Here is a 26,892-nt window from a genome sequence, read left to right as displayed (position 1 = left end):
GCCCCATCATCGGGCAGGTGCCGACAGCGATAGCTGGGATGCCTTGGCTATCGCATGGCGACCATGCTGGTGCGCGAATGAAGCCCGAAACGGCCGCGCGATTCATTTCTTTGGTCCGCCAAGCGCGCACCGCATTTCGATGCCCGATAGAACGATGCACAAATGTATAGTTAAACGCTCTAAGTCTAACAACGACCTTCATTGTTTTGTAATGTTATCCAACGCGCTTGATTCAACTAAGTTGGTCATATAGCACCACGTGCAATCGCGACGGGGGAACGGCTGTGAAGTCACAAGCGAAGGTACGCGAATCGCGGGTTCAATTCCTGCTATCTTCGTTGGCCGATGGCCTGTCGCTTGAAGATGCTGCAAGCGCGCACGGGTTTTTGGTGGAGGACGCTCGCAAACGGTTGGTCGAGCTGAGTTCAATGCTGCCAGAACAGTCTGAGAGTTTTGACCCCGACATGGCCGAAGCGACAGCGTTTGACATGCCACCGCCCTATCCAGCCACCAGATCATCCGACCCGCGCCACCCCCTGACTTTGAAGATTGCGTTGCTGGACGAGCTCGTCGCGAGGCTCTCACCCGATGAGCTGCGCGGCTTGGGGCGGAGACTGATCAACATGGCCGAAGCGGTCGAGCAGGATTGGCGGCCCGCGGTTGTCCGTTCAAGCTACAACATGCCGTCTACCGCCGCCCGGATTGAGCGTAACGCGCTGGAACTTGCAAAGGTAGCCCTGCTCCTCATTCAGTTTCGCCAACAACGCGCCAAGTTCTTGCCGCCAGATGCTCACGATGGGCCGGCGTGGGATATGCTTCTGGAACTCTTTGTGCAGTTCTCAGGGGGGACGGCCGTTTCTACCAAGAGCCTGATCAAGGTATCCCGCGCGCCGCCAACGACAGCCTTTCGTCAGATCGATCGATTGGAGCGAGAGGGTCTGATCAAGCGCAGAACCAGCGATGTCGACCAGCGCGTTACGCTCATCGATCTGACCCGCAAAGGGGTGGTGGCTGTCGGCCGTGCACTGGAAGAATTTCCATAGGCACAGCTGTGCAGTGATAGAGCGGACATTCCAATAGTGGCCTAGGCTCTATCGCTTGCGGTGGATGCCGTCCGCATCATCGCACGCCGGTCCGCATGGCGAAGCGATCCCTTTCCCGCTTTCAGCATAGACAATGTGGCCCCGCCACTCCGCAGGCCAAGCCGGAACCACACTCACATTGCCACCGCGTGCCATCCGGCTTCCGGCGCGGCGCCGAGGTACCGAATGTCTTGGGACGGTGGCACCGCCCCAGCCTCGCCTCTCACCAACTCATACAGTCCAGTGCATTTGCTCTGGCGGCGCCTCATGTCTCTTCATCTGACTGCTGCAATACTCGGTTCTGCGGGCACACGCCGTTCTTGGCGCAGAGACTTACAAGCAGGCTGGCGGTCAAATCCACGGCCGGCTCTCTCGGTGCATTTCGCCATAAAAAACAGACTGAACGAGATGTTAACCATTCACGGGATATAGGCAGCGGCGCGATCACTCGAACGCATGATTATTAAGATCGGAGACCAAATCGTGACCACTAAGCTTTTTCTCTCGGCAGTAATCCTTGCTGCCACAGCATCTTTTTCGACCGGAGCCCAGGCAGAATCGCGGTTTGTGACTGGCACTGCTAGCCCGCTGACGGCGAGTGCCAATCTCGACTTCACCGTGACCATTCCGAAGTTCGTCTATGTCCGCATCGGCACCGGCACGGATCGGGCCGTCAACACGACGGTCGACAACCTCGTTTTCACCGTACCCGCGGCCAACGTGGGTGACGGCACGTCGGTTGCTGGCACGGGCGGCGACCTGACCAATGGCCAGGTCACCGCGCGCGTTACCGGCAACAATGGCACGATCGCCTTTAGCTCGACGACGCTTGGCGCGCTCAACAATGGCGCTGGCGACACGATCTCGTGGTCGCAGATGGCCGTTTCCGTAGCCGCCAATACAAGCGCCACCGCGCTGGCTCACCCCACCTTGGTTGATGGCGCGACGACCAGCATCAATCTTTCCCCCACGAGCGGGACGAAGGTGACGAACCTTGATGCGCGCTGGACCTTCTCCTACCTCAACCAGAACATCGTCGCAGCCGGCACCTATGGTGGCGTCAATGCGCAGAATGGCCGCGTGACTTACGCGGTGTCGATGCCCTGATTTTGCTCTGCCGGAGCGCGGCGCATGCTCGCGCCGGGCTCCGGCAAGTCAAAGTGGGGAGACAGCTCGTCTTGGTTGCCAGTGCAGCCGAAACTGCGTCCCATCGCAAGACACGTTTCATTAACTATACCTCACTCCCTTAAACTGAGCTACGCCTGCCCGTCTTCCGTATGCGGAGATAAGAGAGGGGCAGAGCGTGAGGCGTTGGGGGGCATCGACGATACGCAGACTGGCGGCGCTGTGTGCGCTCGCTCTTTTCATCGAGGCAGCGCAGGCGGGATCACGGTTTGAGACCATCCCGATGCCAGGCACGAAACCTGCCGTATCTCTCGACTTTACCATCGTGATCCCGGAGGTTGTTTACCTTGGTTCGGCCTCGGCGGGGATAGTTAACGACCCTCAGCAACCGTTGAGCGCCAAAAGGGCCAATGGTGCAATGTCGCGCGAGCCCTATGTGGTGCTAACCAATGCCGGAACCCTGGCCTTCGCGCCTGAACGTGCTGCTCGGGCACAGAGCCGGGACGTCGGCACCAGAGGCGGGGAAGCTCAAACTTCGCCAATCGGTGTATATCTTGTGGCCATACCTTGAATTCCGCATGACCTCCAATCAAGGCTTTACTGGCAGCGTGAATTAATCAAGGATTCCCAGCATGATCGCTGAAGGTGCTAAACAATTCGGGCGCATTGCCGACAGGTTTCTTCATTACAGGACCGCTTTCTGGCGAAGCACTGCGGCCATGACCTTGCTCGCATGTACTTTCGGCTCACAAGCCGCGCATGCTTACACGATCACGATCACTGCGGGGGCGCGATCCATCTACCTGCAAGTGGGGGCCGGAGGATATACCGGCACCAACGCGTCGGGCGGGACACCGGGAAACAACGCGACGATCAACGTTGTCTCGGTCACTGTGCCGAATGGGGCGGTCGGCTCCGGCACGGCTCAGGCCATGACGTCGAACAGCACCGTATCGCAGAGCCCGATCGACGGCTTTGCCTTCTGCAATCCCCCCGCGCAGGTCTATATCGGTGCATGGTCTCGGCCGGGGTCGGGGAATGGCGTGGCGACGCTGACTGTCACATCGCCGGCCAATCTCACCAGCGGTAGCAACACCATCCCCTTCAGCCAGATCAGCTGGGTCATGTCGGGCAATGGCGATACGGTTTTCCAGTTCCCGAATGGAACATTCACCGGTGGCACGCAGACCCTTGGCACCCTCGCGCGCAATACGTGGAAGGAGCAATGCATGACATTCTCCTACGCTAATACCGTGGTGCCTGCGGCCGGAACCTACACCGGACGGGCGGTCTACACCCTGAGCTTGCCTTGAAAAGGTTCATCCTTCCCGCTCTGCTGTGCTGCACCCCTGCCGGTGCGTCAGTAGCCTATGCCGCGCAAGAGGACGTGGTGTCTTCGGGACAGGTCTTCAGAGTGGATGACAGCGGCACTGTCGTCCTCGATCCCGTTCTCGAAATGGAGTGGCAGCCGCCCGGACGCAGCGGCACGACCTCGCTGGTCGCCGCTTCGACGCGTGTCAGCGTCCAGCTCAACCTGGCCGCCTGGGTCGGGCGGACGGGGCGGATTTACATGACCTTGCCGCGCACCCCTGGGCCCACGGTCCGCGCCACCTGGAGAACGGGCGGGACACTGCTGCCGGGCACCGTGATCTCGGGTGACCGAACGCTGGTCTATGCCGGCCCCGTGACCAGCGTCGCGCTGCGCGATCTAATCGACATTGCGCTGGAGGCTGATGGCGCGCGATTGACCCAGCCTGAGGCTCTGGCGTTCGGCTTTGAAATCGAATTGGACCAGTGACGCCAATGACCAATCAAACACTCCGTTTTCCGCCGGCCCTGTGGGCCGCAGGTGTGGCGCTTGCATTCGGGGCGCTTCCTGCACAGGCTAATGAGTTTGCCCTCGCGGTCTCGCCGCCGCGTTTCGAGCTTTCCGCCAAAACAGGCGAGACGGTGCGGGCCGTTGCAGAGCTGAGCAACCGGTCCGACGTTCCAGCCGAGCTGACATTTACCACGGCGGAATGGGATCTGACGGCGGATGGGGGCGTGATCCTTACCGAGGCGCTGAAGCCCGGCTCCTGCCGCCCGTGGGTAGCGATTGAACGGCGTCAGACATCCTTGCCCGGCAGAACTTCGCTACGCTACCGGTTCGAGGTCACCCCGCCGCCCGAGACGCCGCCAACCGAATGCCGGTTTGCGATTGTCATTGCGGGAGGTGACAACAACGTCGCGCCTGCGGAGAACGTCAAGTTTCCGGTGAGCGGGCAGATCGCCCTTATTGTCTATGTTGCTGTCGGCGACGTGAAGCCCGTGCTCAAAATCGTGAAGGCTGACGTTGTTCCGATTGGCGGCGTCCAGACACCTGTGGTGATGGTGGAGAACACGGGAACCGCGCATGGTCGGCTTTCAGCCTTTCTGAGCGGCACCGATGCTGCCGGTGTGCGGCGGGAGTTTTCTCCCTCCACCCTCCCCATTCTCCCCGGCGAGACGCGTATGATCGCGCTCAATCCCGATGATGGCGAAGAGCTGCTGGAAGCCGGAGAGACAACGCAGAGCAAGGCAAAGGAACCGATCGTCTTTCCGATAACGATCGCTGGCGAGATGGACGATTCGACCAACTCCTTCAAATTCGAAGGGGTGTTCGAGCCTGATGTACAAGAGTGACAACCACGCCTTGCTTCGAGTTCGGGTTTGTTACAGTTCTGGTTTGCGGGTCGCGGTCCTCGCACCCGTGCTTGCGGCCTCTGCCGCATATGGCCAGACCCAGTCCGCTCCCAACGAAAAGTCCGAGCCCGCGGTCGCCTATGTTGATCGCCTGATTGGCGACGGTTCGCTCGAGCCGTCGCTTCAATCCGATGATGTCCCCTCCAGCAACACCAGTGGCAACCTCCGGTCACTGGTTATCGAAGTGGGCGGAGCGCGGATCACGTCCAAATCGCAGTCCGGCAGCTTTGATACCTCGGCGCTTGATCGCCCACAGCAAGAAGCGGGCATTCTTGTGTCCGGGAAGTATCAGACCGACAATTTCGGCATGATCGGGCTGGATGCGCAGATCCGGCGCGGGTCTAGTCTCGGTCCACTGAGCGAGCCCGGCACTGACCGCTGGAACGGCCTGTTCAGGCTTGCGACCGATGATCTGCCGCTCGGGTCCGGCTGGCTTGGCGATGGTGCATTGGGCGCGACCTCCACGCCGCTTATTGGCTTGTTTGATCGGCAAACCCGGTTCTTCCTGCCCGTCACCCCGATCATGGGCGCTGCCGTTTCGCTCGAGGCCTACAAACCAATCAGTCCGACCGAGATCGATAAGGATCCGGTTCCGTTCGCCAGCCTTAACCTCTCGGTCGGAGAGCCCGGATTGCTCGGCGGGCTGCGATTGAACGACTATTCGGGCCTGTCAGGTCTGCTGGTGTCCGGCGGCGGCCAGCTCGAACTGGCACCGGGCTGGACAGCAGGCGCGCAGGCGATCGCTGTTGACGATACGCGCGATCCTTTCGCAGCGTTTATACAGACGCCGGGCGCGGATGATGCCGTACCACTGATATCATCACAGGCCGTGGTTGGATCGTTGGCTTACGCGCAGCCGGGGCTGCGCCTTCAGGCCAATGCGATATGGTCGAACCGTTCGGTCAGTCAGGCAGAGACCCAGGCTTTCGCTGAGGCTGGTGCAGCTGCGGGCGGCTCGATCGACGTGAGATACCGCTCGGGTCGCAAGGTCCATAATGGCGGCATTTACTACTTCGGCCCAGGGCTCACCTGGGGCGCATCAGCAGTGCTGAGCAACGCCTACGGGGCCTATTACCGCTTCTCGCGTTCGTCGCAGCGGTGGCGTTGGACGTTCAACTTTGATGCCATCGATTCTGTCGACAATTCGGGCCTTGGCGGATTTGTCGTGAACGCCGACATGCGCCGAAGCATCGGGTTTTCAACGGCTGTCGGCCTAAATTCGAGTTTTCGCGTTGCCAACGGGCAGAGCTCTGGACAGGCGCTCGCCTATGTCGACTTCGAGACCGGGCTCGGGACATCTCGGGCCGAAGCTGGCTGGAGCCAGGATGCCTTATCAGACTTCTATCGGATCGGTTTCGTCCAGAATTGGACACTGCCGGAGAGCCTGCCTGCAGGCAGCCGCCTGAGTACGCAGGCGTCCTATCAATATCGGAAGCAGACTGGCGAAGGATTCTCGGGAGCAGGCCTCGTCCAGAGCGAGCGGGCTGACGGCTTTTCGCTCGCCGTCAGCGCCGGCCTGATGCCCTTCAAGGACGTCAGCCTTGACGCCAACGTTGCATACACCACCGACAACAGCACAGCGGCGTCGGAGTTTTTTGGACCCTTCCAGTCCACTGGCGCGTCCTTCGGTAGCCTTGCCTCGCAGCAATCGGATTCATTTTCGGCAACGTTGGTTGCCTCTGCGCGGCTTTCGGCCAATTGGAGCCTCTCGGGCTCTTACACCGACACAAGATCAAGCCTGGTGTCACGTCTCGGCATCCCGTTTTTCAATTCACCGCTTGGTCCCGATCCCGCTCAACTTGAGGAACTTCGGCGAAGCTCATTCCGATTGCGCGCAGCCTATCTGACACTTCGCTACACAATGTCGGCCGGACGTCCGCGGAGCATGTTGGGCAACCGCCAGTTCCCGGTCGGCGGCGTGGGCAACCTTGCGGGATCGGTGTTTTTCGATGCCAACGAGAACGGCAAACGCGACCCCGCCGAAGCTGGCGTACCCGGCATCATCGTCATTCTCGACGGGCGTGAAGCCATCCGAACCGATCAAGCGGGCTTCTACCAGTTCCCCGGTGTGGCTGACGGCGAGCACCGCATCACGCTGAACGCCGATAACCTGCCGCTGCCCTGGGTCATCGAGCGCAAGGGCACGGATGAGATTGGATTGCCCTATGCGGCTACGGTCAAGGTTGAGGTGCGCACAACAACGCAGCTCGATATCGCGGCTACGAGGCAATGAGCACGTTGGCAGTCGTGTAGATTTGTGCTGCATCGGTCATAGTGCAGGCAACCGCACCGCTACACGTAGGAGACCGACAGCTTTGCCCCAGTGCCTCTTTGCAGCCTCGCGCATTCGCGCTGCCAAGCCAAAAAACGGACGCCGATCACGCAATAAAGCGCGACCGGCGCAAAGCTGGCTAACCTTACCCTTACTGGTATTCGGCGGTTGCCTTGCCGTTATTCCAATAGAGCGTGATTTCTGAGACGGTGCACAGATTGAAGCCCTCCCAGGTGGCCTGGTCGCCATCCTCCCACACAATGAGAAGATCATACATGCAGGCCTTCTGATTGGGCGCGAAGTTGATCGTCACCCCCTCACCATCGGAAAGCATGTCACGGCCGAGAACATCTTCCTCCCAGTCATTGCTGGAGGAAGGCGCAACATAAACCTCGGCAATCGTGTACCCCGTGGCATTGATAAGATCGAAATCCTGCTTTCCCGCCGAGACGGTTGTGGCCCCAAAAAGCAGCATTGCGGCCATCACTGCCGCCTTTATCCAGTTATACATATTAGCCCCCATTACCCCGGTTTCAGAACGCAAAGATCGCGGATTTGGACGCTATTGCAAGCGAAATCACCGCGTCTTGTTGGCTGTCTCAGTCCGTGCGTCCTTAAGTCTGATTGGCTACTTCGCGGCGCAAGTTACCAGCCAAGCACTTTCGGCTCGGCGCGCGGCTTTCATGCATCTGGAAGGGACGCGCGGTCAACCGAAAGGCCGGGCCGATTTCTAGAACCATTGCACATTCCATTCGACCGCCCCGCACGGTCGAGCGTGTGTTGCTCCGCCAGCGAGTCGCATGTCGGCCGGTGCGGCAACCCCGACGCATGCGCGCGACCGGGGCTTAAGGTGATAGCAACGACACTAGGACGCTTCCTACGCTGGAGCCACCTCATGGCCCGTACGGCAAAAACAATCAGCACCCTCGCTATCACCGAAACTTCCCCTTCCCGCCCCCACAAGATCGATGCCGTGGTCGAGCTGATGCGCCGCGCCGACGGCGCAAGTCTGTGCGAGATCCCCGAGGCCACCGGCTGCTTGCTGCACTTGTCCCTTGGCTACACAACCCCGGCTGCGTTCGCCGCCGAACTCGATAAGCTATGGCCTGCTTCAACCGCGCTGATGCGCTAAACAACCGCCCAGATCTAAATCAAGCTAGGGCCGAACCCTCAACCTCGAGCTAGCCACGGAGCCTCTGGCGGGGTAGTACTCGGAGTAATCCCGAGACCAAGGCACTGATTCTGTCTCAAATGTCAGATCAATGAGGGTTTGAAGAAATGTCGCCAGATAAGCTTGAGCAGTCTCAATTTCCTAACGGCGTTGCTGTGACAATGTCTTCGGCAATCGCTATGGTGTCGCTCATCCTTGGCGTGTTCGTCTTGACAGGCTGTGCGTCGAGGGGCGGCGCGATCCCTTATGATGTGGCCGACTTTGGCAAGCCCGATCCGATATCTCAAACCGCTCTGCAGGCCGATTATACCATTGCCCCGCTCGACAAGCTGACCGTTCAAGTGTTTCAGGTCACCGAGCTTTCTGGTACCTACGAAGTCGACCTGACCGGGCGGATCACGATGCCTTTTATCGGTAGCATTCGAGCGGTCGACCTGACTGCCGACCAGCTGGCACAAGAGCTCAAGACACGATTTTCGCAAGGATATCTCAAGAACCCTGAAATTGGTGTCGGTGTTGCCGAATCCCGCGGCAGTGTGCTCACGGTGGAAGGCTCAGTGAAAACTCCCGGTGTATACCCCGTAATCGGACGCACTACCCTATTGCAAGCAATCGCTCGGTCCGGCGGTGTGGACGAATACGGCAACCCCAAGCGGGTTGCGATCTTTCGTCAGGTCGATGGTCAGCGGATGGCGGCTGCCTTCGATGTGACCACGATCCGATCGGGAGAAGCGCCTGATCCTGAAGTGTTCCGCGGTGACATCATCGTAGTGGACGGCAATAATGTTCGGCGCGCATGGCGCGACACGATTCAAGCCTTTCCGATCTTCCAAATCTTTTCTCCGCTCTAGGCATCGCGCATGAACCAAATCAGTTCCAGCTCCGGCGACAGTTCGCGCAATCTTGAACAGCAGAGCGCAAAACCAACCCCCCTGGCGCTTTCGGAGGCGCAGCGCTTTGTCGATGACGATTACGAGGATGACGGGCTCGATTTGCGCGCAATCTTGCGGGTGCTTCTTGCTCGGTGGCCTTGGATCTCGGCGGCAGCAGTGCTCGGCCTGCTGGCTGCTTTGGCCTATTCATTGACCGTGACGCCGCTTTATCGCACGTCAGTAACGCTCGAACTTAGTCCGCCGACCGTGCCGATTATTGCCGCCGGTGCGTCCAACGAGTCGATGAATTACATGAGCAATGACTATCAGTTTTTGCCCACGCAATATGGCCTGATGAAGAGCCGGGACTTGGCTAAGCGCGTGGTAGAAGACCTGAGCCTGGCCAACAAGCCAGGCTCGGCAGGCTCAGCGACTGGGCTTGTCGAGCGGGTAGAGGCCTTGGCGGCGCAACTGTCAGGAGGGCTTGAGGTTGCACCTGTGCCCGACAGCCGACTTGTTGCCTTATCGTACACGTCTGACAATCCACAGGAAGCTGCTCGTATCGCCAATGGATTTGCCGACGCCTATGTTCAAAGCAGCATTGATCGACGTTACGAATCCACCGCTAAGACTCGTGATTTCCTTAGCCAACAACTCAAAATCACGCGTGAGAAGCTGAGCGAGGCCGAGCTGGCTTTGGTTCAATATGCACGGGCCAACAATATCATCATGCCGGGTGGAGACGGCGAGGATGGCGAGGGCACTACCAGTTTGACCTCCAGCTCGCTCACCACGTTGAATTCTGCCCTTGCCGAAGCGCAGCAACGCCGGATTGCCACTGAACAGCGCTATCGCCAAGCCGGCGCCCTGACGGAGAACCAGGCAGCCACGGCGTCGTTGCGGAGCCAGAAGTCTGCTCTCGATGCAGAGTTTCGGGAGAAATCCACCTATCTTGGCAATGATTATCCCGACATGGTGCGGTTGCGGGAGCGCATTAACGCGCTCAACGAGGCCATTAATCGCGAGTCCCGAACCGCCTCAAGCGGTCTCGCGGCAGAGTTCCGCGCTGCACAAGCCGAAGAGGCCGCATTGCAGGCTCGCGTGCAACAATTGAGTGGGAGCGTGCTGCAAGAGCAAGGCCTTACGTCAGAATACAAGGTCATTAAGCGTGAGGTTGATACGCAGCAGTCACTCTACCAGGCGCTGCTCGAGCAGTATAATGAGATTGGTGTGGGCGAAGGCGTGGGCACACCAGCTGGAGTTATCGTTGACCGCGCCCAAGTTCCTGGCGTGCCGTTTACACCGAACATTCCGCGTAATCTGATCCTCGGCCTGCTGCTTGGCCTAGCGATCGGTGTGGGAGCTGCAATGCTCCACGAATTCATGACCGATCTGATCAAGACAGCGGATGACGTTCGCGAAAAGCTGCGCCAGCCCCTGCTGGGCACCATTCCCAAGCTCAAGCGCAACGAAAATCTGACTGATGAATTACTCGACCCCAAATCGCCAATGTCAGAGGCCTATGGCTCCTTGCTGACGACGCTGCAGTTCAGCACTAGCCTAGGCCTACCGAAGGTGCTGACGGTGACCAGTTCGACAGCTGCTGAAGGCAAGTCGACGACCAGTCTGGTGCTCGCCAAACGTATGGCTGCGATTGGTAAACGCGTTTTATTAATCGATGGCGACATGCGGCGTCCCTCGTTCATTTTCGATGATCGGCAGGACGCAGGTCTGTCACATTTGCTCACTGGACACGGATCGCTTGAAGAAAACCTCATCCGTACAAACTCTGGGGGGCTTTATGTGCTCCAGAGCGGTCCCGTGCCGCCCAATCCTAGCCTGCTTTTGAACTCCAAAGAAATGCGATCCTTGATCGCCAGGCTACGGACGCTCTTTGATCAGATCATCATCGATTGTCCGCCGACCCTAGGCTTTTCCGACAGCATAATTCTCGGCTCCATTAGCGATGGGACCTTGCTGGTGGTAGAGAGTGGACGATCGCGGCGTAAAGTGGTGTTGGAGGCCATTGCACAATTGCAGTCGGCCAGCGCGCGTATTGTTGGCGTTGCGCTTACCAAATGCCCAAGCAGCGCCGTCGCCTATGGATATGACTATGGCTATTATGACAGCCAGACCCAAATCTCCGGAGAGTCGAGGGGTCATGAGCTGTCTCCGCAATTGTTCGAAGGTAGTGAGCCGGGGCGGGATTAGCTCAGGAAGGGCTGGTAGTTTTCGGTGAGGTTAGTGTGATTTGGGCGCAGCGTATGGTGGCCACTTTCTCGGCCTTAAGCCTTGGCGCTTTGGCTCTGCTGGCAATGACTTGGAATCTGAGGTTGGCGCCCTTTGACTCCCGGCTTGCCGGCTCGCTTGCCGATGATCCTTTTCGGGTCCTGAGCCAAACGCGCGCCGAGCTGACACGAAATCCATCAGGCCCATCACTTGCATATCGCTCAGCGGTTCTGGGCGCTGCACGCCGCGAACCTCTGAGCGATGAAGCCTTTGTGGTGGCTGCCTTTGGCGCCGCCAATGAAGGGCGCTACAGTGAAGCCCTGCGCTTGCTCGAAATCGCTCGACAGCGTGATCCTCGAAACGCAATCACGCGCGTCATGCTTTTGGAAGCCTATCTTCGGCAGGCCAATGCGAAGCAGGTCGTGACTGAGGCTGGCGTGCTCGAGCGTCTCCGGCCTGGCTCGACGCAAACACTATTACCGGTCCTTGCCAGCTTGGTGCAGAACGATACTACCCGCGCGGCAACGAAACAGGCGCTTCAGGGGTCGCTGCTGAACTATCCCATCATGCGCGAACTGGCTGAGCAGCAGGTCGATCCGGCGCTTATTATGGCATTAAGCGCTCGTATGACCGCAGAGCAATTGAGCAGCGATAGCATCAGGCAGCAGGTTGGTGGTCTGATCGACCCCTATCTGAAGGCAGAACGGTGGCCAGAGGCGGCGCAGTTGTGGGCGCATTTCTACGCCCGTCAGCCGGCCGATCTTGGGCGTGTCATTGATCCAAAATTCTCGGGCAATGTGGGTCCGCCATTTGGGTGGCAGATTTCCGCGTCTGACGGTGGCTTGGCAGAGCAGAGTGTTGCAGGATTGCAGGTCGTCCATTTCGGTCGCAAAAATTGGGTGGTGGCTCGCCAGGCGCTGTTGCTCACGCCGGGGACCTATCGCCTAAACTATAGTCTTGGCACACAAGGTACCAGCTTGCCCGATCTTGCCTGGCGGGTCGATTGTGCGACCAGCGGGACAACCTTAATCGACCTGCCGTTCGAGCGCGCGAACATTCTCGGCACCCGCGTCACGGACCGCTTTACGGTGCCGGTCGATGCCTGTCCGGCACAGTGGCTGGCGCTTGCAGCACGCGTTGGGGACGAAAGGGGGGCCCGCTCGGTCGTGATCCGTTCCGTTGAGATCCTAAGACTGGGGAATGAGTAGTGCCGATGCGCGACCTATGGATCCCTCTGTATCTGCTGGCCTGCCTCATTCTGGGAGGCGCCAGTAATGGGGGCTTTTTTGCGAATGGTGTGTTGCAGGTTCTCGGTGCTATCCTGATCGCTTGGGCATTGTGGCAACCATCGTCACCCCAGACAGCCGATGGACGCATATTCGCTCGGCTGCTCATCGCCGCCGTGCTCATGATACTGCTGCAGTTTGTCCCAATCCCCCAGGCTCTGTGGGACATGCCTACAGGGCGCGCTGCGTTGGCGGCAGAGGGGGCAGCGATTGGGCTCGATTATGCACCAGTGTTTTGGGGTCTCTTGCCCAACGAGGCGCTCAAATCGGCTGTCTGGTTGATACCGGCGATGGCTTTGGCCGTTGGCATGCTGCGGCTGTCGGCCTGGCAGCCGCAGCGCCTGGCTTGGGCGATCGTGGCGGCAATGGCGCTTTCCGTCTTGCTGGGCGCTATCCAGCTTGGGCAAGGTAGAGGATCGTTAGCCTATCTCTACACCATCACCAACGTTGGTTCTACGGTCGGATTTTTCGCCAATAGCAATCATTTGGCTACCCTGATGCTTGTAAGCTTGCCATTTATAGCTGCACTGATCGCGCGGCAGTTCAAGACCGGCAAAGAGGAATTTAATGTACTCTTTATCGCAATTGGCCTCGGGCTCGCTGCGCTGGTTATCACAGGGATTGTGGTCAATGGGTCCCTGGCGGGCTTCGCGCTGATTGGGCCGGTGCTTGTCGCGAGCGCGATGATTTTGGTAAGATCCTGGCAGATCCGCAAGGCGAGCCTGATACTGCTGCCGCTTGTGCTGGTCGGGGGGCTCAGTTGGCTGCTGGTGACTGAAGAAGGTGCACAGCTTCTGGAATTTGAGGAGCTCGATTCCTCGGGTGGCAGCCGCCAGCAAATCTGGAGCCACACGCTTGAGGCGATTGGCGATCACTTACCCTTCGGGTCGGGCCTTGGCACATTTTCCGAGGTCTATCAGCGCTACGAAGATACCGATAAGGTGAGCAAAGCCTATATCAATCATGCGCATAATGATTATCTCGAATTGTTGCTCGAGCTCGGTTTCCTTAGCCTGCCGCTGATGGTGGCCTTTCTGGCCTGGTGGATGCGCAGCTTGGTCCGGATCTGGCTAAATGAGACCGACAACCCCTTTGCTTTGGCAGGCGCAATTGCCGTGGGGACAATTCTAATTCATTCGGTCGTCGACTATCCACTGCGAACGGCGGCGATCAGCGGTGTTTTTGCAATCAGCCTGGTCATGATGGCGGTTCAGTCGGCAGCAATAGGTAAGGCGCCGAAACAGCCGGATCGCGCGCCGGACCAAGCTTAATGAAAAGCTAGCGTGTGCCGAGGCGCAGCAGCGGTTGGCGCATATAGCCGCAGGCAAGCTTTGCTCACGGTGCCGGGCATATTGGCGCGACAAAGCAAAGTTGATGTGCTCTTAGGCACCGCTGCATAATCGCGACCGGTTTACGAGTGGTTTTGGGCGATTTGCAACGCGCGACGAAGGATGTCTAGCAGAGGCCAGCGGTTAGTCTGCGATAGCCCTTTTGGAGCGTTTCTCGAAATACACGCGGCTGCTAATTTGCAGCCTATACCGAGACATGACCTCTGAGCTGTCTTGGTGCGCCTTAAGACTTCAACGTTCGCGCTGATCATCCTATGCGAAATTCAAAACTGCACGAATGCCCAAGTCATCGGCGCAGCCCGGCACATTCGAGAGCGGCGTTACGGACTAACGGGCTGCGGTTCGTCGTCATCGAGTGCAGATACCAAGCCAACGACAGCGACAATACCGGCTACGCCACCTATCACAGCTCCCGACAGGCCGGCGCCTTGACCGGGCATAACGACTGAGGTCGCATCAGCGCATGTCCTGCTTTCAACAAGCGAAGCGATCCGCTTCTCTACCGACTCGGATTGATCCAACGGACCCGTCGTCACGGCACATATACAGCTGCCGTTCTTGAATTCTTGGCGTACGAGGCCAAAGCTTGAAGGATCTGCACTGCGATCAATCGTCACGCCGCACTGCTTCGGCGCGGGCCCATTCTGTGCAATCGCGACACCGCCAATCGCGGCGGACGAAAGGACCGCAAGCGACGCGAGCGCGGCCCAAGTGCTGCGGTTTGAAATCTTGATCACGGCTTGTACTCCCATGTGTAGTAGTCCCATAGCATCAAAACCTTACCGAATAAAGTCTATCATCCCTGATCCAGGTGAGTTTTTGCGATAGAGAATGGGCTGGTCGGTGCGGCGCGGAGTTCGGTTTAGACGTATGGCAATCCACAACGCCAAGGCCCCGCAGTCGGCGCCCATATGGTCACAGAGCTGCGCCGAAATCGCGCAAGCATGACAGCCAGGCTGTGCTGCACCAGCCAGCTTGTTTCCTACCCTCTCCTGAGATTGGGTGACGGGTGCCTGCATGTACATCGTCCAACCATAGCCCTTGCTAGTGGCCCTTGTTCCAGACCCTTGCCGGGGTTGCGTTTGCAACCATTCTCGGTCGCATGGCGCTGGCCTTTGCACTTGCGCTGGCCGCATTTTGCGGGGGCGATCCTTCAGACGCCCTCGTCCTCGTCCCGTAGGCCTAGGAAGGACGCATCGGTCGCGTGGATGACGACGACCGGCTCGGAACAAGACCGGATTAGCTTGAAGGGTCGTCCAGAAATAGGCAGATCCTCCCCTCCCCATGCGCCGTTGCCAGAAGAAAAGAGGCGCTAGCGCTGATCACGGTGATCGCTACCGCCTTTCTGACGCGCAGCGCCGCCACTCAGGCCTTGCAGCGACGTCGTGTCACCTTGTACGCGTGGGCTCATGCGCCTCATATTCATCAACCGATTTTTCTATCCTGACGAAAGCGCCACGGCGCTGATGCTCACCGATCTGGTCGTCGGATTGTCGCCGATTGGTCTTGAAATACATGTTATTACCACTGCAGCTTCCTACACGCCGGAAGCCGATGGCTCTCAGCTTAGCCTATTCGGGGGCGATGTCAGCGTTACACGCCTGCCTAACTTACCGATCTCACATCAATCACTCGCTGGGCGTGCGCTAAACTTCATTGTCTTCTATTGTGGCCTGATTTTCGCTGGGCTGCACCATATCCGCCAAGGCGATATTGTGATTTGCCTGACCGACCCGCCGCTGGTTGGCATCTTTGCGGCGTTGCTCGCACGATTCAAGGGTGCGCGGCTCATCCATTGGGTTCAGGATATCTATCCCGAAACGGCTATGCGTCTCGGCATTGGCTCGCCTTCGAACCCAGTAATCCGTTGGGTGATCCGGCTGCGCGATTGGGCATGGAAACACGCCGATAAGAACGTGATAATCGGGGAACGCATGGCTCAAATGCTGCAATCTAGGGGTGTTTTCCAGAGACAGTTATGCGTCATCCAAAATTGGGCGGAGGACGATGTGCTGTTGCCGCTTTCGCCAGAGGATAACTCTCTGCGCGCGCAATGGGGTTTCAGCCAAACCGACATTGTTGTTGGATATTCGGGCAATTTGGGCCGGGCACATGATGCAGCCACCATGCTTGAAGCCGCAGCCCTCCTCTCAGTCAGGCAGGCCGAGACGGTCCGGTTTCTGTTCATTGGCGGGGGCGCCAAACATGCTGACCTTGAGACGGCAGCAAAGGAGGCTCGCCTAGCCAGTGTAGTCGCGCAGCGGCCATACCGACCACGCGCCGAATTGCGACAGAGCCTCAGCGTACCCGACATTCATTGGCTCTCACTCGAACCAGAACTCGAAGGCTTGATTGTTCCGAGCAAATTTTATGGCGCGGCCGCGGTCGGACGACCCATCGTATATATCGGTGATATTGAAGGCGAGGTCGCTCGTCTGATCCGGAAAGCAGACTGCGGGTCGAGTTTCGCCAAGGGCGACGCGCAAGGTGTAGCCGATTTTGTATCGCGGCTGGCGGGGGACCTTGCACTTCGGCAGAGGCTTGGAAAGAACGCGCGAACCTATTCTGTCGGTCAGCTTTCGCGGGTTGATCGCATCGCTCAATGGCGGTCCGTCATCGAAGAGGCGGTGTCCAAGAACATCGTCGGAACCGATTGAAACTCGCGTCGGAGCCATGCTGGCTGGGCGACACAGCCTCAACCATATCAGAGATCACTTTGCTCCAAGGCCAGTAACGATAACGCGGACGGTCTTCAACGCGACTAGCAGGTCGAGCCAGAGCGATATGTTCTTGATGTAATAAAAATCAAAACGCAGCTTGGAAAGAATGTCCGTTACGTCGGTAACGTGGCCTTGATTGACCTGCGCCCAGCCCGTGATGCCGGGACGCACGATGTGGCGGTAGGAGTAGAACGGCAGTTCTTCCTCATACCATTCAGCGAGTGAGCGAGCTTCAGGACGCGGGCCAATGAAGCTCATTTCGCCTTTCAGGATGTTGAATATCTGCGGAAGTTCGTCGATCCGGGTCTGGCGCATAAACCGACCAATCCTGGTAATCCGATCATCGTCAGTGCGGGTCATCGCATCCTCGCGGCTATCCTGTGCGTCCTCCAATGGTCCAGTTTGGCGCATGGTACGAAACTTGATCATGCGGAAGGTACGCCCGCGGAAGCCCACACGCTCCTGAATGAAGAACGCGCTGCCGGGCGAGTCAATTTTTACCAAAAGCGCAATGATCGCAAAGGCGACGACGCAGAATGGTAGCAAAAGCAACGCTGCCAGAAAATCAATAAGCCGCTTGAATGGCATATAGGTGACGTTGGGAATTAGAGAGCCAAGCTCATTTTCGCTCAGGTGGGTGATCTTGACCTGTCCAGTCTGCATCTCGGCAATCTGGCGAAAGTGATAGACCGGAACCCCCGCCAACGAAGCCTGTGCAAATAGGCGTTCCCATGGTGCAGAGTGATAGTAATGTAGGTCGGCGACGAGCGCCCAACCACGTCGTCCCGATTGCAATAAAGCAGTAAGATCATCGAGCGATGGTGCCGCCAAGTACTGCCCTCCTAGACGAATCTCGGAGGCTCGCCCATTGAGCAGGATAAGGTGCGGTTTCATAATTCCGCGCCTGCGTACGGCGAGAATAAAGCTCACCGCGATGGCGCTGGTGGCGCCCACCAAGAAAAATGAGGCTGAGTAAGGCAGGCGCATCAAAGCGATAACGGACAACGCACTGCCATAGACCAGTGTGTTGACAGGCATAACATAAGACAAATGCCGTGCCTTGGCGTGCGCGCGCAGACGGTCCAGAACGTACCAACTGACGGCTATGCTGAGCGAGAGCATAAGCAGAGTTTCGGTAAAGCCTTCGCCAAAAAGTGCGCGCCCCTGCAACCGCCAAACAGCAATCGATGGAGCTATCCCGCCGACAAGGAGGAAGGGCAGCTCGAGACGCCGCACCATGAAAGCGCTGAAAAGCTCCGGAGGCACAACATTGACCGCCTCTCCGCCTTCTGACTTTTCAACTCCCGCGGGAGACGAAGATAAGTGCGGAGGCTGAGTAGGGCGCCCCTCGGAAGAAGTGCTTGGATCGTTCTTGGCTTCGGCGGTTGTGTCGCTGCTGACAATCATAGATCGGCCAAGCGAGACCTCAGAAAGAGGGGGCAAAGGACCTTCTGTCATTTAACGATCCCAACGATCTGATGGCGGAGTGAAAGCATCCGGACGGGCCAAATGAGCCCGCGAGTACGCGGCTGAAGGCTAAAAGTGCACGAGAGCGCTTGATCACGCCGCTCGATGCCGCCAACTCTACAGTTATCCTGCGCCAAACATCGTATGACACCTAACCCCCGTTTTCCCTCCCCAAGGAAACGTCTAACGGTGGCAATCGGGCCACCCACATTGCTAGACGTCGAATGTGCGGGAAGTCGGATGAAATGGCACTTCCATTGCGACAAACCGGGCAAATCGTGCGGTGCAATGAAGGCAAAAGGGTCTATTTTTCTGTGCCGTAACATGACCGTCACGTAGGCTTGACGCAATAGTGTGATCTCTTGGTGACAGCCGCCTTCTTGGCGGGCTTGTTAGTCGAGCAACACAATAAGGCTATGCTGCTGCAGAATATCGTGGGAGCTGTGGCCGCAGCAAGGCGGCGGGGTCACCAAGCCCAAAACGCGGTTGGCGCCCCAAAAATTTGACTTCGCTCCTCGCAGGGATGAGCTTTCCGGCAGGCTCGGCGACGCTGGACTGTGCTCTGCACTCCGGCAGGAGGAGGCCAAAGCCAAGCATTGTGACTGTTTGCCTCGCAGGCTCCCTGGGCCTGAACGCGATTAACTGCGCCCAACGGTGTTGTTGCTCACGCGAGCCCGCTTTGTGATATTCGGGCCACATCATCACTGCACGACTTTTGATCTGGCAACAGATTGGCAAGATTCGCAGTCTACCGGCCGCTAGATGAATGGCTGCCAGCGACCTTCAGTGCAAAATTCTGTCGGTAGTTTGCGGAGCCGGCAGATTGGCGATCTATTCGGACCACTCTGTCGCGCGCCATTCAGCAGCGGTGTGAACTCGCTGCAGGATCGACAGCCACTCGCGCCCAGAAAGTGGCGCCACCCAGCCAGAAAGATGGCCCCGCACCCCGGGTGTGGGCGGGGCTTAGGACAATAAGGGATGGCCGGCATGGACCGCATCCCTTCGGGTCGCGCAGAGCTCTATTGGGGGTGAAAGTGACCAGCGCATTATTGTTTATCGTAAAGCGCCGCTTCAGGGTTTCGGTCCTGCTACCGCTCGGTGTGACCGGCATAGGTCGCTGCCTGTGTGTGCCTCCTATGGCAAAGCTGCCCGGCCGCCCCTGAGCTAGCAATTCGTGGCGCAATGCGCGGTGACCCGAAGCGAAAAAGCGCTGGTTGGTTATGGACATAGTGCGAGGCAGCGATATACCTCGCGGTGCGGCCATGCTCCCCTCTCCACGGCCGCAAAAGGGGCTCTCGCATGACACAGCAGTGGTATGCAGTACAGGTCCAGCCGCGCAAGGAAGCGCTTGCTTGCCTGCATCTGGGACGACAAGATTTCGCGCATTTTGCGCCGCGGATTTCCCGCACTCGCCGCCGCGCTGGCCGCGTTCTGGATGTGCGTGAAGCGCTTTTCCCTGGATATGTGTTTGTATCGCTCGACGTGACCCGCGACAGCTGGCGCTCGGTCAATGGTACGATCGGAGTATCCCGGCTTGTGATGTTCGGCGACATGCCTGCCTGCCTGCCCGCAGGCTTTGTCGAAGGCTTGGCCACGCGCTCAGATGCGCACGGCGTGGTGGATTTCGATACGCCTCTGGCGGCGGGTGACGCCGTGCGGATTGTAGGCGGCGCGCTCGATGATGTGACCGGCATTCTTTTGTCTGGCGATCGTCATGCGCGGGTCATGGTGCTGGTTGACCTGCTTTCTGGTCCGCGCCGGGTCCAGGTGCCGCGTGCGCGTTTGATCGCGGCCTAGCGGCTCAGCATGTCTTTGCATTATCCCTCTGGCGACGGCGCGAAGGCGTCCGATTTCACGATCTCAAGCGGGCGCACTTCCCGCCGAGTGCGGTAGCCGTGGGAGCGTTGGCAACGGGCAGGCGCCGCGGATCGCGCTTGAGCGGCGGAGCGACAAATTGGATGCCGGCTGGAGCAGCTCCCTTTGGCATTCAGGGACGGCCGCGATGGGCTGCTGGCCGAGCGGCTTGTCGAAGCACCGGTTCTGCCTCTAACGTAAACGACCCAGACAGTTTCCGGTAGGTGGTGGGTTAGGGCAAGCCCCCAGCCCTTCCCCTACAGGAGGCAGTTGCTGCCGCACGGGGCTAGGCGGCGCACCAATAAGGGCAAGAGATGAGTAACGGCAAGACAGCACTGATCACCGGAGTGACGGGCCAGGATGGCGCCTATCTGGCGCGCCTTCTGCTAGAGAAGGGCTATCTGGTGCATGGGGTCAAGCGGCGCTCATCCTCGTTCAACACGGGGCGCATTGAGGACATCTACCAGGACCCCCACGAGCATCATCAGCGCTTTGTGCTGCACTACGGCGACCTGACGGATTCAACCAATCTCATCCGGATTGTGCAGGAAGTGCAGCCCGATGAGATCTATAATCTGGCCGCGCAAAGCCATGTTGCAGTGAGCTTCGAGACACCTGAATACACCGCCAACGCCGACGGGATCGGCACGCTGCGTTTGCTCGAGGCGATCCGGATCCTGGGTCTCGAGACTAAAACTCGCTTTTATCAGGCTTCGACCTCGGAGCTTTATGGGTTGGTGCAGGCCGTCCCGCAAAGCGAGACCACACCGTTCTATCCGCGCAGCCCCTACGCGGCTGCCAAGCTCTATGCCTATTGGATCACGGTCAACTACCGCGAAGCCTATGGTATGCATGCTTCTAATGGCATCTTGTTCAATCATGAGAGCCCGCTGCGCGGCGAGACCTTTGTGACCCGCAAGATCACCCGGGCTGCGGCCGCAATTGCGTTGGGGCGCCAGGACAAGCTCTATCTTGGCAATCTCGATGCCAAGCGCGACTGGGGCCACGCGAAGGAATATGCGTATGGCATGTGGCTGATGCTGCAGCAGGAGGCGCCGGACGATTATGTGCTGGCGACCGGCGAGACCACTCAGGTGCGCGAGTTTGTGCGCTGGGCCTTCGAAGATGCCGGGATCCCGATCGAGTTCCGGGGCGAGGGGGTCGAGGAGAAGGGCTATGCGCGCGCTGACGGGCGCTGCCTGATCGAGGTCGACCCGGCCTACTTCCGGCCAACCGAAGTCGATCTTCTCCTTGGCGATCCTTCCAAGGCAAAAGAAAAGCTTGGGTGGACGCACCAGACCAGCGTGCGCGAGCTGGCTCGCGAGATGGTCGCGGCCGATCTGGCGCTGCTCGGGTGAGGCTGCTAATTTTGCAGTGTGAGACCGCATGATGGAGCTTCCACTCTACAATCTGGCCGGCAAGCGGGTGTTTGTCGCGGGCCACCGGGGCATGGCGGGTGCAGCGATTATGCGGCGCCTGGCGGCTGAGCAATGCGAGGTGCTGACCGCGGGGCGTGACGAGCTCGATCTGATGGATCAGGCTGCCACGCGCGCCTGGTTCGAGCGGCACCGGCCGCAGGCAGTGTTCCTGGCGGCGGCGCGGGTCGGAGGGATCCTTGCCAATGACACCTTTCCGGCCGATTTTCTCTACGACAATCTAATGATTGCGGCCAATGTCATCGAGGCTGCCAAGCGCAGCGGGACCGAGAAGCTGATGTTCCTGGGCTCCTCGTGCATCTATCCCAAGCTCGCCGCGCAGCCGATGGCTGAGGAGGCGCTGCTCACCGGTCCGCTTGAGCCGACCAATGAGTGGTATGCGATTGCCAAGATTGCCGGGATCAAGCTGACCCAGGCCTATCGCCGGCAGCATGGCTGCGACTTTATCTCGGCCATGCCCACCAATCTGTACGGCCCCGGCGACAATTTTGACCTCGCGGCGAGCCATGTCTTGCCCGCTCTGATCCGCAAGGCGCATGAGGCCAAAGAGAGCGGGGCTGCAGACCTTACCATCTGGGGGACGGGCACGCCGCGCCGCGAATTCCTGCATGTCGATGACCTGGCCGATGCCTGCGTGTTTTTGATGCAGCATTATTCGGACGCGGCGCCGGTCAATGTCGGCTGCGGCACGGATGTGGCCATTGGCGAGCTGGCGCAGCTGGTATGCGAGGTGGTGGGTTTCAAAGGCGCGATCACGCGCGACCTATCCAAGCCCGACGGCACGCCGCAAAAGCTGCTCGACACGGGCAAGCTCACCCGCCTGGGCTGGCGTCCGGCGACCGGCTTGGCGCAAGGCATTGCCGAGACTTACGACTGGTACCGGGCGCAACTCTTGGCGGAGGCTGGAGGAGCGGGCGTGCGGGGCGTCGCCCCGGCGGTGAACGGGCCGATTGCGTGATCCGAAGCGTGGCCCCGTCGACACGTCCCATTCCGTACCGCACGCGGCTGCGCGTGTTCATGCCATACATTCGCGAGGGGATCATTTAGTGAGCGAGCCTGTTCGCCCCAGGCCGATAAAGAAGGCCGTGTTCCCCGTAGCCGGTCTTGGCACCCGCTTCCTGCCCGCGACCAAGGTGGTGCCCAAGGAACTGCTCCCTGTCGTTGATCGTCCGCTGATCCAGTACGCGGTGGACGAAGCGCGCGAGGCGGGGATCGAGCAGATGATCTTCGTCACCGGACGCGGCAAGACCGGGATCGTCGAGCATTTCGACATCGCGTTTGAACTCGAACAGACGTTGAGCGAGCGGGGCAAGGACCTGTCGGTGCTCGATTGCACCCGCGCCACGCCCGGCGATGTGATCGCGGTGCGCCAACAGGTGCCGCTGGGCCTGGGCCACGCGATTTGGTGCGCCCGCGCGATTGTGGGGGACGAGCCGTTTGCGATCTTCCTTCCTGATGAGTTGATGGTCGCCCGCGAAGGGGGCACCGGCTGCATGAAGCAGATGGTCGAGGCCTATCGCGAAGTCGGCGGCAACCTCATCAGCGTACTCGAAGTGCCGATGGCGCAGGTCTCCTCTTACGGCGTGATTGACCCCGGTGCCGCAAACGGTGCGCTGACCGAAGTGCGCGGGCTGGTGGAGAAGCCTACCCAAGCCGACGCGCCGTCCAACAAGATCGTCTCGGGCCGCTACATCCTCCAGCCCGAAGTGATGCGGGTGCTGGAGAACCAAGGCAAGGGCGCGGGCGGCGAGATCCAGCTGACCGACGCGATGGCCAAGATGATCGGCACCCAGCCGTTTCACGCTGTGACCTTCGACGGCGCACGCTACGACTGCGGCAGCAAGATCGGCTTTGTCGAGGCGACGCTGGCCATCGCGCTCGCCCGCCCCGATATGGGCGCCGAAGTACGCAAGCTGGCCGAGCGGCTGCTCGCGTGAGGATCTCGCCGGTGGGCGAGGGCCGCGGACACCGCGGCGCGGATCGACATCTGTGGCAAGTTTTGGGTCGGACCGCGTAGGGGCCGCAGCGGCGATTGGCATCAAGCAGCCTCGGCGACAGGCCAAACAGACACTCCCGCCCGCAGCGGCGTCGCAGACGGCGCGAAGCGCCACCCGCCCGAAGTGCGTGCGGGCGAGAATTTCGCACACCGGGAAGCGCAGCTGAACCGCCGCAGGCGGGACATCGCGTGCGGACAAAAGGCTCGCAGTTTTGTAGATCGCGCTACCCGTTGGCCAATTGAGCGTGTTCTTGTCGCGCTATCGCTTTGCTACGTGAGCGCGTTCTTGTTGCGCTATCGCTCCGCTACGTGAGCGCGTTACAGTGGGGGTTATCGGGCGTGGGGTGCTTTAGTCGCGCCTATAAATTGGCGATGAAGCAAGCCGGGAGGCCAGCAATGCTGGCAGGGCCGCCGCTTACCTGAAAGCCTGTCGCGATCTGCTCCCTGCCCGTCTGCTCGCTGGCGGAGGCCCTCACACGGTGCCGACGACTTTGTCCCCGCGCATGACCACCCCGTCGGGCCGGCAATGCAGACGGCCTTGGGCTGCCGCCGTCTCGGCAATGCGCGGCCAGTTATCCATCCTGTCTGTGCCGAAGGTGAAGGACAAGAGGACGCACCGCTGACTGGTCTGCCCCGCAGCAGTCGCGTGGACGAAGTGATCCCCGAAGATCAGCCCCTTGCCCATCTGGTACGCATAGTGCGCCACACCGCCTCGCGCATTGGCGTAAGTGAGGCCCACCTCTCCACAATTTGCGGTCAGCGGCATGAGGAAGGTGAAGGCGTCATTGTTCGCCTCTAGCCAATCCTCGTGAAAGTCGGGCTTTTCGCACTTGCTGCGGGTGACAAAGAAGCCTGAATAGAGCCGCAAATCGTGATCGTGATCGACGCGGTGGGCGACCTTCTCGGCGATGCCCGAAGCGCGGAACATGGCGTTGAAGAAGTTATACGTCGCCATGTCATCCTGCGAGATCCAGAGGATGTCGCTCGCCCACAACGAAGCCATCGACTTGACGCTGAAGCGGAGACCGCCGCCGAGCGCAAGTTCTCTTGAACCCGCCTCGACAGACTGGATTTCTGGCACCAGGCCGAATGCCGCGGAGAAGGTTGCCGGGTCGATTTCGACCTCCAGGACATTGGGCGCCAGAAAATTGGGGTTCAGCCAATGTTTCTCCCTCACTTCCATGGAATGATCCCTTACCGACGACTGCGACCACGTGGCTTCCTGCAGGGCGAGGCGTCAAGGCTAAACTGAAAGCCTTCAAGTCAAGGCGTGGCTGAGCAAGCGGAATGTAGAGCGCCCGGCCACCGTGGCTGGCCTCTTGCCTGCTGGCCTAGTTTAGGCCACTTGCATGGCTCGAGCCAACGGTTGATGGCCAAAGCCTTTCCCTTGCTCATCTTTGGAGATCAAATGGACTTCGCGAATTCCAATCTGCGTTTCGTCCGAGCCCCCGAGCAGCTGTCGTGCGAGCTAGATGGCGAAATCGCCATCCTCAACCTCGGGTCAAAGCTATACTTCGGTTTGACCGATGTTGCGGCGGCGGTCTGGCGTGAACTCGAAACGCCGCAAAGCTTCGCCGACATCGTGATTGCCGTGATGGCACAATACGATGTTGAGGCAGAGCAGTGCCGGAGCGATGTGGCTGCTTTCCTCGAGACCTTGTCGGAGCGGGGATTGTTGCAGGTACAGGAAAGTGCAGTGTGACCACCGCCGAAGTCGACGGATACGGCGTCCGGTCGGGCTACACCTTCGGCTACTATCGGCAATTGTCGCCGACCTGGCTCCGTCTCGTTGCCCTGTCGCGCGGCGTTCCTTTCCCGGCGGGTGAGACGCTTCGTTACTTCGAGCTTGGCTTCGGGCAAGGCGTCTCACTCAACGTCCATGCGGCGGCGAACCCGGGAGAATACTGGGGTAACGACTACAACCCGGAGCATGTTGCCTTCGCCCGCCAAATGGCCGAGGCGTCCGGTGCTAACATCCATCTCCTAGGCGACTCGTTCGAGCAGTTGGCCGAGCGGCGTGACCTGCCCCAGTTCGACGTGATTGTTGCCCACGGCATCTGGTCATGGATTGCCGACGGGACCCGAGAGGCGGTCCTCCGGTTCCTGGATGAAAGGCTGGCTCCGGGCGGGCTGCTCTATATCAGCTACAACGCCCTGCCAGGGGCAGCGTCCGGGATAGCGGTCCAGCGTCTCCTGCATGCGGTCACGGCGTCAATGGACTCATCCCTCTCGGAGGGCGAGCGGTTTGACTTGGCCCGTGGCTATCTTAGCAATGTAGCAGAAGAGCCGGGCAACCACTTCGACGGCTACCCGAAAGCGAGAGAGCGTCTCGACCGGATTCTGGGGGGCAAGTCGCCCTACCTTCTCCACGAATATACCGTAGCCTCCTGGAGGCCCGAGCTCCTGTGTGAAGTTTCGGCGCAGATGAAGCAGATCGGGCTAGAATTCTGCGGGTCGGCTTACCTTGATCCCCAGAGGATCGTAACCCTGGGGGCGGAAGTTAATGAGGCAGACCTGGTCCTGGAGGAAACGCTGCGCGATTTCCGACTTGACCGGTCCTTCCGCTCGGACCTTTTTGTGCGCGCACCGCTCGGCTCCGCGCGCTTGGCTACGGTCGGAGAGCTAAACGATCAGGTCATCGCCTTGACTGCGGTGCCCGATGAAGTCGATGTGTCCCCCGCGGATCCCGAGGCCCAGGGAATTGCAGACCAAGTCAGGACGCTCCTCGAAAAGCTGGAGAGCCATACTCCTTCGCGATTGCGTATTGGAGAGCTTTTGCGCAGCGGGGGGGAGGCAACAGGCGATAGGCAGGATCTTGCTGCGCTCTGCGTAGCCTTGAACAATGGCTTCACCCACCCGGTTGCAGCGAGTGACTGCGCCGCCTCCCGGACTTCGAGTGAGAGGCTAGACGACTTTCTTTGCGCCACTCTTTTCCGCGAAAAGCAAAAGCAGTTGCGAGTATCACCCGCTATTGGCTCTGCGGCGAATCTATCAGCCCTCGACGAAGAACTGATCGCTTATGCCAACCAGCCCCAAGAGCTTATGTCGAGGCTGGCAATTCGCGAACAAGGGAAACAAAAAATATCCGCTGTTCAAACGCTAAAATATGCAGCAAATTTCGCTTGCCTTGTAAAAATTTACCAAACTCTTGCTTTAACAAGGTTCAATAAAATCTAACTAGTCTTGTTTGATGACTGAGCGTTATCGTTCTTACCTTTGCCATTAAGAACATTCAGAGTGACATCTCTGAGTGTGCCATATTCGACGAGGCGGGGAGTCGAATATTCCATTTGGCTGCGGTCGGAATTTTTC

23 protein-coding genes are annotated in these 26,892 nt (G+C 59.3%); 18 read left to right on the top strand and 5 right to left on the bottom strand.

The features are described from left to right. The first annotated feature begins 284 nt into the window (after window positions 1–284). The 6 genes from GVM20_RS16485 to GVM20_RS00620 all read left to right on the top strand — a co-directional run bounded on the left by GVM20_RS16485 (window position 285) and on the right by GVM20_RS00620 (window position 7,161). Entirely contained in the window at window positions 285–1,043 is a 759-nt protein-coding gene (locus GVM20_RS16485) for a MarR family transcriptional regulator (protein WP_166545373.1), read from the top strand. Between the two features lie 606 nt (window positions 1,044–1,649). Further along, the gene (locus GVM20_RS00640; protein ID WP_166545372.1) at window positions 1,650–2,189 is read left to right on the top strand and encodes a hypothetical protein; all 540 of its coding nucleotides are present in this window, start codon (window positions 1,650–1,652) and stop codon (window positions 2,187–2,189) included. 650 nt (window positions 2,190–2,839) lie between these two features. Next, window positions 2,840–3,520 carry a hypothetical protein gene (locus GVM20_RS00635; protein WP_166545371.1) on the top strand — a complete coding sequence of 227 codons (681 nt, stop codon included), beginning with the start codon at window positions 2,840–2,842 and terminating at the stop codon, window positions 3,518–3,520. Next, the gene (locus GVM20_RS00630) at window positions 3,517–4,005 is read left to right on the top strand and encodes a hypothetical protein (protein WP_166545370.1); all 489 of its coding nucleotides are present in this window, start codon (window positions 3,517–3,519) and stop codon (window positions 4,003–4,005) included. Before GVM20_RS00635 ends, GVM20_RS00630 begins: the two co-directional genes overlap by 4 nt. Before the next feature lie 5 nt (window positions 4,006–4,010). Then, window positions 4,011–4,868, top strand: a complete 858-nt coding sequence (locus GVM20_RS00625) for a hypothetical protein (protein ID WP_166545369.1) — start codon at window positions 4,011–4,013, stop codon at window positions 4,866–4,868. Further along, on the top strand, window positions 4,855–7,161 hold the full coding sequence (locus tag GVM20_RS00620) for an SdrD B-like domain-containing protein (protein ID WP_166545368.1): 2,307 nt from the start codon (window positions 4,855–4,857) through the stop codon (window positions 7,159–7,161). Before GVM20_RS00625 ends, GVM20_RS00620 begins: the two co-directional genes overlap by 14 nt. A 190-nt stretch (window positions 7,162–7,351) precedes the next feature. On the opposite strand, the gene GVM20_RS00615 is transcribed toward GVM20_RS00620, so the two are convergent. Continuing rightward, complete coding sequence (locus GVM20_RS00615; protein ID WP_166545507.1) at window positions 7,352–7,684, bottom strand: hypothetical protein; 333 nt, start codon at window positions 7,682–7,684, stop codon at window positions 7,352–7,354. A 411-nt stretch (window positions 7,685–8,095) separates the two neighbouring features. On the opposite strand from GVM20_RS00615, the gene GVM20_RS00610 reads away from it, so the two are divergent. The 5 genes from GVM20_RS00610 (at window position 8,096) to GVM20_RS00590 (ending at window position 14,029) form a co-directional block, all read left to right on the top strand. Continuing rightward, on the top strand, window positions 8,096–8,332 hold the full coding sequence (locus GVM20_RS00610) for a hypothetical protein (RefSeq protein ID WP_166545367.1): 237 nt from the start codon (window positions 8,096–8,098) through the stop codon (window positions 8,330–8,332). A gap of 146 nt (window positions 8,333–8,478) precedes the next feature. Beyond that, window positions 8,479–9,222: a polysaccharide biosynthesis/export family protein gene (locus GVM20_RS00605; RefSeq protein WP_166545366.1), complete on the top strand. Its 744-nt coding sequence runs from the start codon at window positions 8,479–8,481 to the stop codon at window positions 9,220–9,222. Window positions 9,223–9,231: 9 nt separating this feature from the next. After that, window positions 9,232–11,454 carry a GumC family protein gene (locus GVM20_RS00600; RefSeq protein ID WP_166545365.1) on the top strand — a complete coding sequence of 741 codons (2,223 nt, stop codon included), beginning with the start codon at window positions 9,232–9,234 and terminating at the stop codon, window positions 11,452–11,454. A 53-nt stretch (window positions 11,455–11,507) separates the two neighbouring features. Beyond that, the gene (locus GVM20_RS00595; RefSeq protein WP_166545364.1) at window positions 11,508–12,680 is read left to right on the top strand and encodes a hypothetical protein; all 1,173 of its coding nucleotides are present in this window, start codon (window positions 11,508–11,510) and stop codon (window positions 12,678–12,680) included. A 5-nt stretch (window positions 12,681–12,685) separates the two neighbouring features. Continuing rightward, window positions 12,686–14,029, top strand: a complete 1,344-nt coding sequence (locus GVM20_RS00590) for an O-antigen ligase family protein (RefSeq protein WP_234031790.1) — start codon at window positions 12,686–12,688, stop codon at window positions 14,027–14,029. A 398-nt stretch (window positions 14,030–14,427) separates the two neighbouring features. Here the strand turns inward: GVM20_RS00590 and GVM20_RS00585 are convergent, their stop codons facing one another. Then, window positions 14,428–14,844: a hypothetical protein gene (locus GVM20_RS00585; protein WP_166545362.1), complete on the bottom strand. Its 417-nt coding sequence runs from the start codon at window positions 14,842–14,844 to the stop codon at window positions 14,428–14,430. 672 nt (window positions 14,845–15,516) lie between these two features. Between GVM20_RS00585 and GVM20_RS00580 the strand changes: the two genes are divergently transcribed. Beyond that, window positions 15,517–16,764, top strand: a complete 1,248-nt coding sequence (locus GVM20_RS00580; RefSeq protein WP_166545361.1) for a glycosyltransferase family 4 protein — start codon at window positions 15,517–15,519, stop codon at window positions 16,762–16,764. A gap of 54 nt (window positions 16,765–16,818) precedes the next feature. On the opposite strand, the gene GVM20_RS00575 is transcribed toward GVM20_RS00580, so the two are convergent. Next, on the bottom strand, window positions 16,819–18,234 hold the full coding sequence (locus tag GVM20_RS00575) for an exopolysaccharide biosynthesis polyprenyl glycosylphosphotransferase (RefSeq protein WP_166545360.1): 1,416 nt from the start codon (window positions 18,232–18,234) through the stop codon (window positions 16,819–16,821). 1,359 nt (window positions 18,235–19,593) lie between these two features. On the opposite strand from GVM20_RS00575, the gene nusG reads away from it, so the two are divergent. The 4 genes from nusG to GVM20_RS00555 all read left to right on the top strand — a co-directional run bounded on the left by nusG (window position 19,594) and on the right by GVM20_RS00555 (window position 23,521). After that, window positions 19,594–20,091, top strand: a complete 498-nt coding sequence (gene nusG / locus GVM20_RS00570) for a transcription termination/antitermination protein NusG (protein ID WP_166545359.1) — start codon at window positions 19,594–19,596, stop codon at window positions 20,089–20,091. Between the two features lie 371 nt (window positions 20,092–20,462). Further along, window positions 20,463–21,506, top strand: a complete 1,044-nt coding sequence (gene gmd / locus GVM20_RS00565; protein ID WP_166545358.1) for a GDP-mannose 4,6-dehydratase — start codon at window positions 20,463–20,465, stop codon at window positions 21,504–21,506. A gap of 28 nt (window positions 21,507–21,534) precedes the next feature. After that, complete coding sequence (gene fcl / locus GVM20_RS00560; RefSeq protein ID WP_199799384.1) at window positions 21,535–22,542, top strand: GDP-L-fucose synthase; 1,008 nt, start codon at window positions 21,535–21,537, stop codon at window positions 22,540–22,542. Window positions 22,543–22,630: 88 nt separating this feature from the next. After that, on the top strand, window positions 22,631–23,521 hold the full coding sequence (locus tag GVM20_RS00555) for a UTP--glucose-1-phosphate uridylyltransferase (protein ID WP_166545357.1): 891 nt from the start codon (window positions 22,631–22,633) through the stop codon (window positions 23,519–23,521). 531 nt (window positions 23,522–24,052) lie between these two features. Here GVM20_RS00555 and GVM20_RS00550 read toward each other — a convergent pair. Next, window positions 24,053–24,763: a hypothetical protein gene (locus GVM20_RS00550; RefSeq protein ID WP_166545356.1), complete on the bottom strand. Its 711-nt coding sequence runs from the start codon at window positions 24,761–24,763 to the stop codon at window positions 24,053–24,055. Between the two features lie 186 nt (window positions 24,764–24,949). On the opposite strand from GVM20_RS00550, the gene GVM20_RS00545 reads away from it, so the two are divergent. Both GVM20_RS00545 and GVM20_RS00540 read left to right on the top strand, forming a co-directional pair. Next, the gene (locus tag GVM20_RS00545) at window positions 24,950–25,282 is read left to right on the top strand and encodes a PqqD family protein (protein WP_166545355.1); all 333 of its coding nucleotides are present in this window, start codon (window positions 24,950–24,952) and stop codon (window positions 25,280–25,282) included. Beyond that, complete coding sequence (locus GVM20_RS00540; protein WP_166545354.1) at window positions 25,279–26,757, top strand: methyltransferase regulatory domain-containing protein; 1,479 nt, start codon at window positions 25,279–25,281, stop codon at window positions 26,755–26,757. Before GVM20_RS00545 ends, GVM20_RS00540 begins: the two co-directional genes overlap by 4 nt. Here GVM20_RS00540 and GVM20_RS16480 read toward each other — a convergent pair. Further along, entirely contained in the window at window positions 26,754–26,870 is a 117-nt protein-coding gene (locus GVM20_RS16480; protein ID WP_353653084.1) for a lasso RiPP family leader peptide-containing protein, read from the bottom strand. The two genes, GVM20_RS00540 and GVM20_RS16480, sit on opposite strands and share 4 nt — an antisense overlap. Window positions 26,871–26,892 lie beyond the last annotated feature (22 nt).

The organism is Porphyrobacter sp. SLTP (assembly GCF_009905735.1).
GTDB lineage: Bacteria > Pseudomonadota > Alphaproteobacteria > Sphingomonadales > Sphingomonadaceae > Erythrobacter.
The sequence above is the reverse complement of the archived record's forward strand: the minus strand, read 5'-3'. Positions and strand labels throughout refer to the sequence as shown.

Coding starts and splice junctions, on each gene's coding strand:
- GVM20_RS00620 (WP_166545368.1), top strand. CDS start 4,855: ATGTACAAGAGTGACAACCACGCCTTGCTTCGAGTTCGGGTTTGTTAC.
- gmd (WP_166545358.1), top strand. CDS start 20,463: ATGAGTAACGGCAAGACAGCACTGATCACCGGAGTGACGGGCCAGGAT.
- GVM20_RS00575 (WP_166545360.1), bottom strand. CDS start 18,234: ATGATTGTCAGCAGCGACACAACCGCCGAAGCCAAGAACGATCCAAGC.
- GVM20_RS00550 (WP_166545356.1), bottom strand. CDS start 24,763: ATGGAAGTGAGGGAGAAACATTGGCTGAACCCCAATTTTCTGGCGCCC.
- GVM20_RS00605 (WP_166545366.1), top strand. CDS start 8,479: ATGTCGCCAGATAAGCTTGAGCAGTCTCAATTTCCTAACGGCGTTGCT.
- fcl (WP_199799384.1), top strand. CDS start 21,535: ATGATGGAGCTTCCACTCTACAATCTGGCCGGCAAGCGGGTGTTTGTC.
- GVM20_RS00610 (WP_166545367.1), top strand. CDS start 8,096: ATGGCCCGTACGGCAAAAACAATCAGCACCCTCGCTATCACCGAAACT.
- GVM20_RS16480 (WP_353653084.1), bottom strand. CDS start 26,870: ATGGAATATTCGACTCCCCGCCTCGTCGAATATGGCACACTCAGAGAT.
- GVM20_RS00635 (WP_166545371.1), top strand. CDS start 2,840: ATGATCGCTGAAGGTGCTAAACAATTCGGGCGCATTGCCGACAGGTTT.
- GVM20_RS00590 (WP_234031790.1), top strand. CDS start 12,686: ATGCGCGACCTATGGATCCCTCTGTATCTGCTGGCCTGCCTCATTCTG.
- GVM20_RS00615 (WP_166545507.1), bottom strand. CDS start 7,684: ATGGCCGCAATGCTGCTTTTTGGGGCCACAACCGTCTCGGCGGGAAAG.
- GVM20_RS00545 (WP_166545355.1), top strand. CDS start 24,950: ATGGCCAAAGCCTTTCCCTTGCTCATCTTTGGAGATCAAATGGACTTC.
- GVM20_RS00595 (WP_166545364.1), top strand. CDS start 11,508: ATGGTGGCCACTTTCTCGGCCTTAAGCCTTGGCGCTTTGGCTCTGCTG.
- GVM20_RS00625 (WP_166545369.1), top strand. CDS start 4,011: ATGACCAATCAAACACTCCGTTTTCCGCCGGCCCTGTGGGCCGCAGGT.
- nusG (WP_166545359.1), top strand. CDS start 19,594: ATGACACAGCAGTGGTATGCAGTACAGGTCCAGCCGCGCAAGGAAGCG.
- GVM20_RS00580 (WP_166545361.1), top strand. CDS start 15,517: ATGCGCCTCATATTCATCAACCGATTTTTCTATCCTGACGAAAGCGCC.
- GVM20_RS00600 (WP_166545365.1), top strand. CDS start 9,232: ATGAACCAAATCAGTTCCAGCTCCGGCGACAGTTCGCGCAATCTTGAA.